This window comes from Anaerococcus sp. AGMB09787 (genome assembly GCF_022808955.1).
Lineage (GTDB): Bacteria > Bacillota > Clostridia > Tissierellales > Peptoniphilaceae > Anaerococcus.
On the sequence record NZ_JAKZEY010000012.1, the window covers coordinates 1 to 14,891 of the forward strand.

The window sequence follows — 14,891 nt, forward strand, 5'->3', positions numbered from 1 at the left end:
TGGGAATATGATAATATTAGGGATAGATCCCGGCATAGCTATTATGGGCTACGGGGTAATTGAATTTAAGGAAAATAAGATTAAAGTAATAGAAAATGGGGTTGTTACAACTTCATCCAAGGAAAAGACAGGCAAAAGGTTGGAACTCTTGTATGATAATCTAAATGATATCATCAAAGAATTTAAGCCGGATGAGTTTTCTATTGAGGAGTTATTCTTTAACTCCAATGTAAAAACAGCTATAACTGTGGGCCATGCTAGGGGGATCCAAGTCCTTTGTGCCCAAAAACAAGGACTTCCGATCTATGAATACACCCCTCTCCAAATAAAGCAGGCCATCACAGGTTATGGTAGGGCACCCAAAAGTCAGATGATGCTAACAGTAACTAAGCTACTAAACCTAAAGGAGATTCCAAAGCCTGACGATGCTGCAGATGCCCTAGCAGTAGCTCTAACCCATGTCCTAAGCCAGAGATTTAAAGAAAGATACAGGTTAAATTAATGATTTCATATATTATAGGAACAGTAAGAGATATAAGAGAAGATTCCTTAGTCGTAGAAAATAATAATATAGGTTACTTAGTCCATGCATCCCTATCTACCCTAAGTAACCTTGAAATTAATAATGAATACAAGATCTACACCTACATGAATGTGAGGGAGGATGACCTTTCTTTATTTGGTTTCATATCCAAAGAAGAGCTAGAGATGTTTATTATGCTAATAGGAGTCTCATCCATAGGACCCAAGGTGGCCCTCGGAATATTGTCATCCCTAAGTGTAAATGATATAAAGACTGCTATAGTCAATAATGATATAAATAAGCTAACCAAGGCCAAGGGAGTAGGAAAGAAGAGTGCCTCAAGGATTATCCTAGAGCTGGTCGATACGGTAAAGAAGATGACCTTTACTTTAAGTGCCCCAACTCAAGTAGAACCGACAAGTAATGACGATGACTTAAGCGTAGCCAAGGAAGCCCTTGTTAACCTGGGCTATCAGAAAAATGATATAGGTAGGGTCCTAGGTGAGCTAAGAGGGCTTGACCTAAGCCTAGAAGAGCTAGTCAAGGAAAGTTTAAAAAGGTTGATTTAGGTGATTTATGTTTGATGAAAATGGAAGAATAGTAGGAAGTAATGAACAACTAGAAGATTTACAAACAGAAAATACCATTAGGCCTAGGTGGTTTAAGGACTACATAGGTCAAGATAAGGTCAAGGAGAAGCTAGGGATTTTTATAAAGTCATCCCTTGCTAGAAATGAACCCCTGGACCACGTATTACTCCAAGGGCCTCCTGGTCTTGGTAAGACGACCCTCGCTGCAATTATTGCAAATGAGCTGGGAGTTAATCTTAGGGTAACTAGCGGTCCTGCCATAGAAAGACCATCGGACCTTGCCAGTATCTTGACCAATTTATCTCATGGAGATGTTTTATTTATTGATGAGATCCATAGGATAAATAGGTCAGTTGAAGAGATCCTATATTCTGCTATGGAGGACTTCGCCCTAGATATTATAGTAGGCAAGGGGCCAAACGCCCAGTCAATAAGGATAGACCTAGAGAAATTCACCCTAGTAGGAGCAACAACCAGATCCGGTATGCTATCAGCTCCCCTAAGGGATAGGTTTGGAGTTTTGCTGTCTCTAAACTTATACAACAATAAGGACCTATCAACCATAGTAAAGAGGTCGGCTAATATCCTTGATATAGAAATAGATGATGAAGGTGCCTACGAAATTGCTAGAAGGTCTAGGGGAACTCCAAGAATTGCTAACAGGCTATTGAAGAGGGTAAGAGATTTTGCCATAGTCAAGGCTGATTCAAGGATAGATCTAGAAACAAGTAAGAAGGGCCTTGAACTTCTTGAAATTGACCCAATGGGCCTTGATAATATGGATAAGAAAATAATCATGACTATGTACGAGAACTTTAATGGTGGGCCAGTTGGAGTAGACACCATTGCGGCATCAACTGGGGTAGAAAATGTAACTATCGAAGATGTCTACGAGCCTTACCTCTTGCAGATAGGATTTATTTCTAGGACTCCTAGGGGGAGGATTCTAACCAAAAAAGTTTATGATTATTATGGATTAAAAATGGAGGATGATAAATGAAGACAGAAGATTTTAACTACTACCTACCAGAAGAGTTAATAGCCCAACATCCATCAGATAAGAGGGATAATGCTAGGATGCTTGTTTTAGATAGAAAGACAGGAGAGAGGGAAGATAAGGTATTCTACGATATAATCGACTACCTAAATCCTGGTGATGTCTTGGTAATGAATGATACCAGGGTAATCCCAGCTAGACTTTTTGGCCATAGGGAAGGCAAGGAAGAGTCTATAGAAGTATTTTTGCTTAACAACATAGAGGGCAAAAAATGGGAAGTCTTAGTTAGACCTGGTAAAAAGATGAAAATAGGAAGTCAAGTAATATTTTCAGATGACCTCTCCTGTGAAGTTATAGATATAAAAGAAGATGGCAATAGGGTTATAGAATTTGATTATGAGGGAGTTTTTGGAGAAATCCTTGATAGGCTCGGCAATATGCCCCTACCTCCTTATATCAAAGAGAAGCTCAAGGACCCAGAAGACTACCAAACAGTCTATTCCAAAAATCCTGGATCAGTTGCAGCTCCAACAGCAGGCCTTCACTTTACCAAAGAGCTTTTAGAGAGGATTGAGGCCAAGGGAGTTAAGCTTGCCTTCTTGACTTTAAATGTAGGACTAGGTACCTTTAGACCTGTCAACGAAGAAGAAATCACAGATCATAAGATGCATTCCGAATTTTATACCCTTAACCAAGAAACTGCAGATATAATTAACTCTGCCCACCAAAATGGCAAAAGGGTCATAGCCGTTGGGACTACATCAGTTAGAACCTTGGAATCTATCTATGAAAAGTGTGGTGAGATAAGGGCAGATAGTGGATGGACAGAGATATTTATCTATCCAGGCTTTGAATACAAGGCAGTAGACTGTCTAATAACTAATTTCCACTTGCCAAAGTCAACACTCATTATGCTAGTGGCTGCCTTTACATCAAGGGAGATAATACTGGATGCCTACAAGTATGCAGTTGAAGAAAAATATAGGTTCTTCTCCTTTGGAGATTGTATGTTTATAAAATAGGTGATTTATGGGATTAAAATATGAATTAATTAAAAAAGATAAATACTCAAATGCAAGAGTAGGGGTAATCCACACAAGTCATGGGGACATACCAACTCCTATTTTTATGCCAGTAGGGACCTTGGGAACTGTAAAGACCATGACCCCAGAAGACCTTGATAATTTAGGAGCAAAGATTATCCTTGCCAATACTTACCACCTCTACCTAAGACCTGGTATGGATATTATGAGGAAGGCTGATGGTCTCCATAAATTTATGAATTGGGACAAGCCAATCCTTACCGATAGTGGTGGTTTTCAAGTCTTTTCCCTCGCAGAAAATAGGAGCATTAGCGAAGATGGAGTCTTGTTTAGGTCCCATATAGATGGGTCCAAGCACTTCTTTACCCCAGAAAAAGCCATTTCTATCCAAAATGATATTGGATCAGATATAATGATGAGCTTTGATGAATGTGTTGATGCCAATGCTGACTATGACTATGTCAAGGATTCTATGGAGAGGACTGTAAGGTGGGCCAAGAGGGGCTATGACTACCACAAAGAACATAGCAAGCCTCACCAAAGTCTCTTTGGCATAGTCCAAGGGGGGATGTTTAAGGACCTTAGGGAAATTTCTGTCAATAAGACTACAGCTATGGACTTCGATGGCTTTTCTATCGGTGGTCTTTCTGTTGGAGAAACCAAGGAAAAGATGATTGAAATCCTAAACTTCACAACACCCCTCCTCCCAGAAGATAAGCCAAGGTACAATATGGGAGTAGGAACTCCTGACTACCTCTTTGAATCCTTCGAGGCAGGAATTGATATGGCTGATTGTGTCCTTCCAACAAGGATAGCTAGAAATGGTACAGCTCTTACATCCCAAGGCAAGCTTGTCGTAAGAAATGCCGCCTATAAGGAAGACTCTAGACCGGTAGATGAAGAGTGTGATTGCTATACCTGTAGGAATTACTCCAGAGCCTACATTAGACACTTATTAAATGCTAATGAAATACTCGGAGCAAGGTTATTAACCTACCACAACCTCTACTTCCTCCTCAAAATGTGTGAAAATATAAGAGAAGCCATTATGGAAGATAGGTTCCTAGAATACAAGGAAGAATTTTATAAAAAATACGGTTACCAATGAAGTTTGAATATATAATAATACTTATCCTTCTAGTTTATTTTTATAAAGTAAGCGTAAAAGATTATTTGGCTGAGAAGAAAAATTCCAAATTTATTAGGGAAAACCTAGAAATTTCCTCTAAGGTCCTTACAAAGTCAGGGATTGTGGGAGATGTTATATCTATTGAAGGAGAAAGCCTAGTTATAATTACTGGATCAGCTGATAATAATTCCTACCTAGAAATTTTAATAGATGAGATAAAAACAATTCTTGAATGATAAAGCTTATAATAAATAAAGTCCATTATATTTGCTAAGATATAGGTAAATACTATGGGCTTTTTTTAATTTTTTAATAAAAGACTTATTTCATGATACAAAATCAAAACTGCAATAAATTATAAAATCATTTAACTCGATATAGATACCTATTAATTTTTCTAGAATATATTATTATAACCTAATCATGGAAGGGCCTTATTTCTCTTTTCTTTATCAGTTCAATAAATGAAGTATAATTATAGGAAAGGAAGGATATTTTATGGCAAACTGGTTTATCTATAGGAAGAACGAAAATTATATAAACAATCTAAAGAATAAAAACTTATCCAAGATTGAGGCCCTAATTCTTGCGAATAGGGACATAGTTGATCCCAAGCTTGTTGATATGTTTGTTCATCCTAGCCTAGATAAGCTCCATGATCCATTTTTGTTAAATGATATGGATAAGGCCGTAGAGATTATAATTGATACTATCCAAGAAGGAGAAGAGATAAGGATCTTTGGCGACTATGACCAAGATGGGATAGCTTCTGTAATGACCCTTCTGGATGGGTTTTTGTTTTATTATGACAATATTTCCTATGATATCCCCCAAAGGGTAGAAGAAGGCTATGGAATTTCATCAAAGATGAGTGAGAAGGCTATCGCCGATGGGGTCAAGTTAGTTATAACATGCGATAATGGTATAACTGGCTTTGATGAGATTAAAAGACTCAAGGAAGCAGGAATTAGGGTAATAGTAACCGACCACCACCAAATTAGCAAAAAGGGTGAGGGAGATTGGGTAGAGCAGGTCTTGCCTGATGCTGATGCAGTAATTAATCCCCATAGGTTAGATAGTAGGTACCCCTTTAGGGACTTGTGTGGGGCAGGAGTAGCCTTCAAACTTATATCAGCCCTCTACCAAAAACTTGATGGAGACCTTGATTACCTATATTCTCTCCTAGAGTATGTAGCCATGGGAACGGTTTGTGATATAGTATCCCTTACTGATGAAAATAGGATCTTTGTTATAGAAGGCCTAAAGAGACTAAACCACACAGATAAGCTTGCCATAAAGATTTTATTAGAAGAAGCTGGTTGGACTAAGGAGATTACAGAATATACCCTAGGCTTTATTCTAGGCCCTCTTATGAATGCCACTGGTAGGCTTTCGACAGCCAAGCTTGCCGTAGAACTACTAACAGAAGAAGATATAGACAAGATTCATGACCTTGCCAAACAATTAGTCGAACTAAATAACCATAGGAAGGTCCTCACTGAAGAAGGACTTAAAAAGGCAGATAAGGAAATTGTAGAGAAGGGTTATGACAAGGATAAGGTCATAGTAGTTTATGAGCCTAGTATAGATGAATCGATTTGTGGGATTGTCGCAGGTAGGATCAAGGAAAAATACTATAGGCCAACCCTAGTCCTTACAGATGCCAAGGAAGAAGGAATTATTAAGGGATCTGGTAGGTCTATAGAAGCATATAATATTTATAAGGAAATTCTTCCTACTGCCAAGAAATTAGAGTCCTTTGGGGGTCACCCTATGGCTTGTGGACTTTCCATGAAAAAAGAAATTCTAGATAAGTTTAGAAAGTATCTCAATACCAATGCCAAGCTTAAGGAAAGTGATCTCATAGAAGATATAAATATCGATGCAGCTATAAACATATCCAAGTTAACCCTAGAATTTGCAGAAAAATTAAAGGACCTGGGGCCTTTTGGTAAGGATAACCCTAAGCCAGTATTTGCAAGTAAGGGTGTAGATATAGCCAATATTTCCATGCTAGGCAAGGAGAAGAATACTATGAAACTAAGGCTTCATAGCCAGGGGCAATATATAGATGCTATCAAATTTAATGCTCGAGACTACTATGATTATCTTAATGTAAAGTTTGATAATAATATTGTAGGCAATAAAATAGACTTAATCTACTATCCTGATATCAATGAATTTAGGGATGTGAGAAGTTTACAAGTAAAAATAATAGATTTAAGGTGATGTAATGGCAACCGATTTTAAAAAAGAATATATAAAATTTGAAGAGTATATCTTAGGCAATAATGCCAAAGCCAATATGGAAATTATCAAGAAAGCCTACGATTTTGCAGAATACAACCATAGGGGACAAAAGAGAAATTCAGGAGAAGATTATTTTATCCATCCCATAGCAGTGGCTAAGAAATTGTCCCAAATGAAGCTTGATGATGAGACCATTTGTGCAGGTTTGATGCACGATGTCCTAGAAGATACCCCAGTAAGTCGTGAGGAGATGGCAGAGGAGTTTGGAGAAGAGATTACCTTCTTGGTAGATGGGGTAACCAAACTTAAAAACTTAAACTATACATCTAGAGAAGAAAAACAAGCCGAAAATATCAGGAAGATGGTTATGGCCATGTCCAATGATGTTAGGGTAGTCCTAATCAAACTTTCTGATAGGCTCCACAATATGAGAACTCTAGAGTATATGACTCGTCAAAAGCAAAAGCAAATAGCAGATGAGACCCTGGAGATCTATGTTCCCCTTGCCCATAGGCTGGGTATTTACTCCCTAAAGTGGGAGCTAGAAGACCTATGTTTTAGGTACCAAGAGCCAGATAAGTACTATGAGCTAGCTGAAATGGTAAATGTCAAAAGGCGAGAAAGAGAAGCCTATATCAACGAAATTATCGAAACTCTCTCCAAGTCCTTGGAAGGAACTGGCATAGACTATGAAATAAGTGGTAGGCCTAAGTCCCTTTATTCCATAAATAAAAAGATGGAAAGAAATGGGATAGCCTTTGATGAAATCTATGACCTAACAGCTGTAAGGGTCATAGTTGATACAATTGGGGAATGTTATGCAGTCCTAGGTAAGGTCCATTCCCTATGGAGACCTATACCAAATAGGATAAAGGATTATATCGGCCAACCCAAACCAAATGGATACAGGTCCCTCCATACTACAGTTTTTGGAGAAGATTCTAAGCCTTTTGAGGTTCAAATAAGAACCAGGCAAATGCACAAGGAATGTGAATATGGTATAGCAGCCCATTGGCGTTATAAGGAAAATAATACTGTCCAGACAGACTTCGATGATGCCATGAGCTTTTTAAGAAGGCTAATAGAATGGCAACAAGAAGGGGGAAATGAAGTAAACAACAAGGAGTTTATGGATACCCTAAAGACTGACTTTTTCTCAAGAGAAATATATGTCTACTCTCCTAGCGGAGAAGTATACTCTCTACCAATGGGATCTTGCTCCATTGATTTTGCTTACAAAATCCACACAGAAGTTGGTAATTCATGCGTAGGGGCCAAGGTCAACGGAAAGATGGTTCCCCTAACTCACCAACTAAAAACTGGAGATGTGGTAGAGATAATCACCAGCAAAAACTCCCGTGGTCCGTCTAGGGACTGGCTCAATTTTGTAAAATCAAACCAAGCTAAAAACAAGATCAAGCAATTCTTTAAGAAATACAACAAGGAAGAGAATATTGAGATGGGTCTTGGTATGGTAATCAAGGAAGCCAAGAAATATAGGCAGTCCTACAAGAGTCTCCTAAAGGAAGAATGGATTGAAAAGATAATAAGAGACCTAGGATTTCCTACAGAAGATGAGATGTATGCATCAGTTGGTTATGGCAAGACAAACCCTGAGGCCATAGTTCAAAAACTCTTGAGATTTGAAGCAGATCTCAAGAAGGAAGAAGACCTCAATAAACCAATTGATATCAACAGAAACCATGACCAACCTACTAATATCAATAACCAAGTCAAGGTAAGCGACCTAGAAGAAGATGTAGAAGTCAAGTTTGCTAAGTGCTGTACGCCAGTGCCAGGAGATCCAATTGTAGGCTTTATTACCAAGGGTAAGGGCATATCAGTCCATGTTAAGACTTGTCCAAATATTATAAATTCCAAGTCACCAGAAAGACTTATAGATGTTTATTGGACCAACTCCAAGCAGGATAAATTCCCTGTTAAGATTCAAGTCATAACGACCAATGCCCCATCCATACTTTATGATATAAGCAAGATGATGTCTACTTTCAATGTTAATATTCTAGGCATAAATGCTAGAACTGACCAAGATGAGGCTGTTGTAGACCTTTTAATAGAAGTAAATAATATGAATCAATTATCAGATATTATAGGAAAATTAAAGTCTATAAAGACTGTAAATAACGTATATAGGGTTAAAAATTAATGAGAGCAGTAGTACAAAAAGTTGAAAATTCAAGTGTATCTGTTGATGGAGAATTAATTTCAGAGATTGATAAGGGCTTTATGGTCTTGCTTGCAGTTAAAGATAGTGATACGCTTGAAGATTTAGAATATATAAAAAGGAAAATAGCTAAACTAAGAATTTTTGAAGATAACGATGGGAAATTAAACCTATCTATCAAAGATGTAGGGGGAGAAATTTTGCTAATCTCCCAATTTACCCTCTACGGCGATGCCAGAAAGGGCAATAGGCCTTCATTTATAGAATCAGCGAAACCTGATAAGGCAGAAGAATATTATGAAATAATGATAGAAGAACTTGAAAAAGAAGGCATATCTGTAAAGGCAGGCAAATTCCAGACCCACATGAAGGTATCCCTTATAAATGATGGGCCTATCACCATTCTTTTAGATAGTGAAAGGATTATTTAGTGGAAATTAAGAGATTTATAGCCGGTCCAGTATCGACTAATATGTATATAGTTAGTGATGAAAATAATAGAGCTTTCATAGTAGATGCTGCTTATCCCGTAAAGAAGCTTGAAAACTATGTTGAACAGAATGACCTCGATATTCAATTTATCATTCAAACTCATAGCCATTTTGACCATGTACTAGGACTTAAATATTATAAGGACTTATACCAAGTAGATGTCTATGCCAGCGAAGATAGCAGGGATATAGCCAATGATCCAGACTATAACTTAGCCTATGATTATGATGTATATGTTCCGATAGATAGATATCTAAAGGATAATGAAGTCTTTTCTGACTTTGAGATAGAAGCGATAAAGACCCCAGGACATACTCTAGATTCGATGTCCTATAAGATTAATGATATAATATTTGTCGGAGATACCTTATTTAAACTTTCAGTTGGAAGAACTGACCTACCAGGGGGTAACTACCTACAAATAGTAAATTCAATAAAAAACAAGCTAGGTAGTCTTGACGGAGATTATCAAATATTACCAGGTCATGGTGACTATACAAGTCTAAAATATGAATTACAAAATAATCCGTTTATAAATTAGGAGGAAGTATGGAATTTAAAAGAACTAATATGTGTGGAGAGCTAAGAAGCCAAGACATTGGCAAGAGTGTAGTCCTTATGGGATGGGTTGGAAAGAAAAGAAACCTTGGTTCTCTAGTATTTATAGACCTTAGGGATAAGACTGGAATTACTCAAATAGTTGTCAGGGAAGAAGATAAGGACAACTACAAAAAGGCAAGGGAAATATCCCAAGAGTATGTCATTGAAGTTAAGGGAAGTGTTAGGGAGAGAGAATCAAAAAATAGTGAAATACCTACAGGTGACATAGAAATAGTTGCCGATAAGATCAACATTCTTGATAGTGCCAATACCCCACCAATCTATATCAAAGACGACGATGATGTAAGCGAGAACTTGAAATTAAAATATAGGTACCTCGATATGAGAAAGCCTTCGGTTCAAAAAAATCTCAAACTCAGGTCTGATATCATTAGAACTGCTCGTGAATATATGTATGAGCATGGCTTTACTGAAGTTGAGACTCCATTTTTGACCAAACCTACTCCAGAAGGAGCAAGGGACTATGTGGTGCCTTCAAGGATAAACGAGGGTAAGTTCTATGCCCTACCACAATCACCACAACTTTTAAAGCAAATCCTAATGATAGGCTCTTTGGATAGGTATTTCCAAGTTGTAAAATGCTTTAGAGATGAAGACCTAAGGGCTAATAGACAACCAGAATTCACCCAATTAGACCTTGAAATGAGCTTTGCCAACCAAGATGACGTAATCGAAATGAATGAGGGACTCATTAAGGAACTCTTTGACAAGTATACAGACTATGACCTTGAACTTCCTATAGCTAGGATGGACTATAAAGAAGCCATGGATTCCTATGGATCAGACAAGCCTGACCTAAGGTATGGTTACAAGATCCAAAATGTTAGTGAGATATTTAAAGATAGTGACTTTAAGGTATTTAGTGATAATACTCTAGAGGGTAGATCTGTAAGGGCCATCAACTTTAAAAATCTGGCTGATAAGTACTCAAGAAAGCAATTAGACAAGCTAACAGACTTTGTTAAGGACTATGGACTAAAGGGACTTTCCTATATAAAGTATCAAGAAGAAATCCAATCATCAATCAAGAAATTCTTAACAGATGATATCCTAGAAAAACTAAAAGAAGCTCTAAATCTTGAGGATAATGACCTAGTACTAATAGGAGCTGACAAGGACAAGACAGTTCTTGAAGGTATGGGAGCTTTGAGGAGAAAAGTTGCCAAGGACAATGACCTTTATGAAAAAGAATATGCCCTATGTTGGGTTGTAAACTTCCCAATGTTCGAGTACTCTGAAGAAGAGGGAAGATATGTGAGCCAACACCATCCATTCACCATGCCAAATGAAGAAGATATTGACCTTCTTCTTACAGAACCAGGCAAGGTTAGGACTCAAGCCTACGATATAGTAATCAACGGCGATGAAATGGGTGGGGGATCTGTCAGAATTAACAATTCAGACCTCCAAGAAAAGGTCTTTGAAGCCCTTAATTTGACAGAAGAAGATATTAAGAACAAATTTGGTTTCTTCATTGAAGCCCTTAAATATGGTACACCACCTCATGCAGGACTTGCCTATGGACTAGATAGACTAATAATGCTATTTGCTAAAACTGAAAATATTAAGGATGTTATAGCTTTCCCTAAAACACAATCTGCTACTTGTCCACTATCTGAGGCTCCAAGCCCAATAGATGATAGGGCATTAAATGAACTTTCTATAAAATTAGATAAGGAGTAATATGGATAAATTAACAAAAGAGGGATTAGTTTTAAATAATGATAAAGGACGCTTGACAGTAGAAGTCTTTAGAAATGGGGCTTGTGGATCTTGTGCTGCCAATGGAAACTGCGCAGAGAGCAAGACTACTGAAATTGAAGTCTACACCCACGAAGATATCAAAAAGGGAGATTGGGTAGTTATAGAAGGAGATGCTAGCGAAGTAACCAAGCTTACTGCTAAGGTCTACCTCATCCCTGTAGTTATGATGTTTATAGGTGCAATCTTACCAAGCCTCTTTTTTACAAATACAGGCTTAGATATAAACCTCATGACCCTCATATCAGTAGGGGTATTTCTTGCGATTTCAATAATTATTGTTAAAGCGATGGACAAAAAAGTAGAAAAAGAAAACTTGATGCAAGTTAGAAAAAAATAAGAAAAATAAGTTATCACCGTTGGGAAAATCTTCTGGGTTGACCTGACGGTAATTCTTAATTACGGAGATTAATTATGGTTATGCCAATGGTTACCTTGGTCGGAAGGACCAATGTAGGAAAATCGACCTTATTTAATAGGTTGGTTGGAAAAAGAAAATCAATAACTGAGGACATATCAGGAGTTACCAGGGATAGGATAGTCGATAAGGTTGACTGGCAAGATAAGGAATTCTTACTAGTTGATACTGGTGGTCTTGATATTTCAAATAAGGAAGTTATGAATACGGAAGTAAAGGGTCAGGTAGAAAAGGCTCTTATGGAAACTGACCTTATCCTATTTATGGTAGATGGAAATGAGGGATTGAATCCTTATGATGTAGATATAGCCAATGAAATAAGAAGATACAATAAACCGGTAATAATAGTAGCTAACAAGCTAGATTCCTTTAAAAATACAGATAGCGTCTATGATTTTTATCAACTTGGCTTTGATGAGCTTGCAATGATTAGTGCGGAGCAGGCTAAGGGTCTTGGAGATCTCTTAGATAAAATCATCTCTTTTATAGACTTCTCAGCCTACGATGAGATAGAAGATGCTACAAGGATTGCTATAATCGGTAAGCCTAACGCTGGAAAATCATCCCTAGTAAATCTTCTACTAAATGAAGAGAGGATGATTGTAACAGATATAGCTGGTACTACTAGGGATGCAGTAGATTCTTACTGGTCTTATAATGATAATAATTATGTTTTAATAGATACGGCTGGCCTTAGAAGAAAGTCCAGAGTAAAGGAAAATGTAGAATACTATGCCAACCAAAGGACCTTTGATGCGGTAGATAGTGCAGAAATTTGCTTGTTCTTGATTGATGCAAGTGTAGGTGTTACTGAACAAGATGCCAAGATTGCAGGCTATGCCCACAATAACAAGAAGGCTATGATAATAGCTGTAAACAAGTGGGACCTAGTTGATAAGGACACCAACACCATGGTCAAGATTGAAAAAGAAATCAGATCTACTCTATCATTTGCACCCTATGCACCAATAGTATTTATTTCAGTTCTTGAAAATAAGAGAATAGATAAGCTATTAGACCTAATAGAGGTGGTATCAAATAACTACCACACAAGAATTAAGACAGGTATGCTAAATAACATCTTGCAAGATGCTATAATGCTCAATCCACCACCACAAGATAAGGGTAAGAGGCTCAAGATCTTCTATATTTCTCAGGTCGGCACTGTCCCACCTAAGTTTATGCTATCAATCAATAACAGGGACCTAGTCCACTTTTCCTATACCAGGTATTTAGAAAATCAAATCAGACAAAATTATAGGCTAACAGGTGTGCCTTTTAGCTTTGTATTCAAACAAAGGGGAGAAGAATGATGAAGATTTTTATAGCCTTGCTATCCTACCTCCTTGGATCTCTTCCAGCAGGCTTTGTTATAGCCAAGTTTGTCTACAAGCAAGATATAAGGACTCTGGGTTCAGGTAATATAGGTGCTACTAATCTACTTAGAAATTTTGGTAAGTCTGCAGGCATTATGACCTTCGTCTTCGATTATTTTAAGGGGATACTTGCAGTCTTTATCGGTAAAAAATTGATAGTAGATGGAGGAGTTACAATTGCACTAATATTTGTAGTTTTGGGCCATATCTTTAGTATCTTTCTCAAATTTAGAGGTGGTAAGGGCATAGCCACTTCCTTTGGAGCCCTATGTGTTGCAGATTTTAAGATGGCGATGATCCTAATTACTATTTTTATAATCTTAGTTGTTTTAACTAGGAAGGTATCATTGGGATCAGTTGTGGTAGCAAGTCTAGCGCCTCTACTAGGCTTTTACTATCACGGGATAAGTTCTTTCTCCTTTGCTGTATTATTTATTGGAGCCTTGGTTGAGTTGCGTCATAAGGATAATATAAAAAGGCTTATCAAAGGGGAAGAGAAGAAACTATTTTAGGAGCTATTATGAAAATATCAATAATCGGTGCTGGGAGTTGGGCTAGTGCTATAGCCTCTCTCCTAAGTGATAAGAACGAAGTCTTACTTTATGCAAGGGATAGGGATCTTGAGAGATCAATAAATGAGGACCATGTCAATTTTAAATACTTCCCTAAGAAAAAACTTTCAGAAAATATAAGGGCTACATCAGATCTTAAAACTTGCTTTGAAAATAGAATCCTTATAAATGCTATCCCTACACAAAATGTGAGAAGGGTCTATGAAAATACCAAGGAATGGCTAAGGGATGATCAAGTTATAATAAACTTATCCAAGGGACTTGAACTTAATACCCACTATAGGATATCTGAGATCTTGAAGGATATCTATGGAGATTTAAACTTTGCGGTATTAAGTGGACCATCTCATGCAGAAGAAGTTATAGATAATATGCCTACTGTGGTAGTTTGTGCCTCAGAAGATCTAAAACTTGCCAAGGAAATTCAAAATATTTTCTCCAGGTCCTACTTTAGAGTCTATACCTCTACTGATGTAAATGGGGTAGAATTAGGAGGTAGTGTAAAAAATATCCTGGCCTTCTCTATTGGTATGGCAAGTGGCCTAGGCTATGGAGATAATTCCAAGGCTGCCCTAATTACTAGGGGCATCCACGAGATGGAAAGATTTGCCAGCCACCTAGGAGCGGAGCCTAAGACAATCCATGGACTTGCAGGGATTGGAGACCTTATTGTAACTGCTACTAGTGAACACTCTAGAAATAATAGGGCCGGTAAATTAATAGGTCAAGGTAAGAGCCTAGATGACTTGTCCAAGGAAATAAATATGGTTATCGAAGGAATTCCTACAACCAAGGCAGTTTATGAGCTATCTAGGGATATGGGTATAGAAATGCCTATAACAAATGAGTTATACAAGGTCTTGTTTGAAGGCAAGGATGTCGACCAATCTGTAAGAGACCTCATGGGTAGGGATCTTAAAAATGAATATTAAAG

At 37.6% G+C, this 14,891-nt stretch carries 15 protein-coding genes; all 15 read left to right on the forward strand.

Annotation, left to right across the window (positions count from 1 at the left end):
• Positions 1 to 7 precede the first annotated feature (7 nt).
• Positions 8 to 502: a crossover junction endodeoxyribonuclease RuvC gene (gene ruvC / locus MUN42_RS03490; protein WP_243343165.1), complete on the forward strand. Its 495-nt coding sequence runs from the start codon at positions 8 to 10 to the stop codon at positions 500 to 502.
• Entirely contained in the window at positions 502 to 1,092 is a 591-nt protein-coding gene (gene ruvA, locus MUN42_RS03495) for a Holliday junction branch migration protein RuvA (protein WP_243342984.1), read from the forward strand. Before ruvC ends, ruvA begins: the two co-directional genes overlap by 1 nt.
• A gap of 7 nt (positions 1,093 to 1,099) precedes the next feature.
• Positions 1,100 to 2,113 (forward strand): Holliday junction branch migration DNA helicase RuvB, encoded by a 1,014-nt coding sequence (ruvB, locus tag MUN42_RS03500; protein WP_243342985.1) that lies wholly within the window; start codon positions 1,100 to 1,102, stop codon positions 2,111 to 2,113.
• Entirely contained in the window at positions 2,110 to 3,132 is a 1,023-nt protein-coding gene (gene queA / locus MUN42_RS03505; protein ID WP_243342986.1) for a tRNA preQ1(34) S-adenosylmethionine ribosyltransferase-isomerase QueA, read from the forward strand. Before ruvB ends, queA begins: the two co-directional genes overlap by 4 nt.
• Before the next feature lie 7 nt (positions 3,133 to 3,139).
• Positions 3,140 to 4,261 carry a tRNA guanosine(34) transglycosylase Tgt gene (gene tgt, locus MUN42_RS03510; RefSeq protein ID WP_243342988.1) on the forward strand — a complete coding sequence of 374 codons (1,122 nt, stop codon included), beginning with the start codon at positions 3,140 to 3,142 and terminating at the stop codon, positions 4,259 to 4,261.
• Positions 4,258 to 4,518 carry a preprotein translocase subunit YajC gene (locus tag MUN42_RS03515; protein ID WP_243342989.1) on the forward strand — a complete coding sequence of 87 codons (261 nt, stop codon included), beginning with the start codon at positions 4,258 to 4,260 and terminating at the stop codon, positions 4,516 to 4,518. Before tgt ends, MUN42_RS03515 begins: the two co-directional genes overlap by 4 nt.
• Before the next feature lie 262 nt (positions 4,519 to 4,780).
• Positions 4,781 to 6,511 carry a single-stranded-DNA-specific exonuclease RecJ gene (gene recJ / locus MUN42_RS03520; RefSeq protein ID WP_243342990.1) on the forward strand — a complete coding sequence of 577 codons (1,731 nt, stop codon included), beginning with the start codon at positions 4,781 to 4,783 and terminating at the stop codon, positions 6,509 to 6,511.
• Positions 6,512 to 6,515: 4 nt separating this feature from the next.
• Positions 6,516 to 8,699, forward strand: a complete 2,184-nt coding sequence (locus MUN42_RS03525) for a bifunctional (p)ppGpp synthetase/guanosine-3',5'-bis(diphosphate) 3'-pyrophosphohydrolase (RefSeq protein WP_243342991.1) — start codon at positions 6,516 to 6,518, stop codon at positions 8,697 to 8,699.
• Positions 8,699 to 9,148 carry a D-aminoacyl-tRNA deacylase gene (gene dtd / locus MUN42_RS03530; RefSeq protein ID WP_243342993.1) on the forward strand — a complete coding sequence of 150 codons (450 nt, stop codon included), beginning with the start codon at positions 8,699 to 8,701 and terminating at the stop codon, positions 9,146 to 9,148. Before MUN42_RS03525 ends, dtd begins: the two co-directional genes overlap by 1 nt.
• Positions 9,148 to 9,750: an MBL fold metallo-hydrolase gene (locus MUN42_RS03535; RefSeq protein ID WP_243342994.1), complete on the forward strand. Its 603-nt coding sequence runs from the start codon at positions 9,148 to 9,150 to the stop codon at positions 9,748 to 9,750. Before dtd ends, MUN42_RS03535 begins: the two co-directional genes overlap by 1 nt.
• Positions 9,751 to 9,758: 8 nt before the next feature.
• The gene (gene aspS, locus MUN42_RS03540) at positions 9,759 to 11,513 is read left to right on the forward strand and encodes an aspartate--tRNA ligase (RefSeq protein ID WP_243342995.1); all 1,755 of its coding nucleotides are present in this window, start codon (positions 9,759 to 9,761) and stop codon (positions 11,511 to 11,513) included.
• A gap of 1 nt (position 11,514) precedes the next feature.
• A complete protein-coding gene (locus MUN42_RS03545) occupies positions 11,515 to 11,931 on the forward strand; it encodes a SoxR reducing system RseC family protein (protein WP_243342996.1) in 417 nt (138 codons plus the stop codon).
• A 74-nt stretch (positions 11,932 to 12,005) separates the two neighbouring features.
• The gene (gene der, locus MUN42_RS03550; protein WP_243342997.1) at positions 12,006 to 13,322 is read left to right on the forward strand and encodes a ribosome biogenesis GTPase Der; all 1,317 of its coding nucleotides are present in this window, start codon (positions 12,006 to 12,008) and stop codon (positions 13,320 to 13,322) included.
• Positions 13,319 to 13,897, forward strand: coding sequence for a glycerol-3-phosphate 1-O-acyltransferase PlsY (gene plsY / locus MUN42_RS03555; RefSeq protein WP_243342998.1), 579 nt, complete (start codon positions 13,319 to 13,321; stop codon positions 13,895 to 13,897). The genes der and plsY overlap by 4 nt, the downstream gene beginning before the upstream one ends.
• Positions 13,898 to 13,905: 8 nt before the next feature.
• The gene (locus MUN42_RS03560; RefSeq protein ID WP_243343000.1) at positions 13,906 to 14,889 is read left to right on the forward strand and encodes an NAD(P)H-dependent glycerol-3-phosphate dehydrogenase; all 984 of its coding nucleotides are present in this window, start codon (positions 13,906 to 13,908) and stop codon (positions 14,887 to 14,889) included.
• The last annotated feature ends 2 nt before the right edge of the window (positions 14,890 to 14,891 follow it).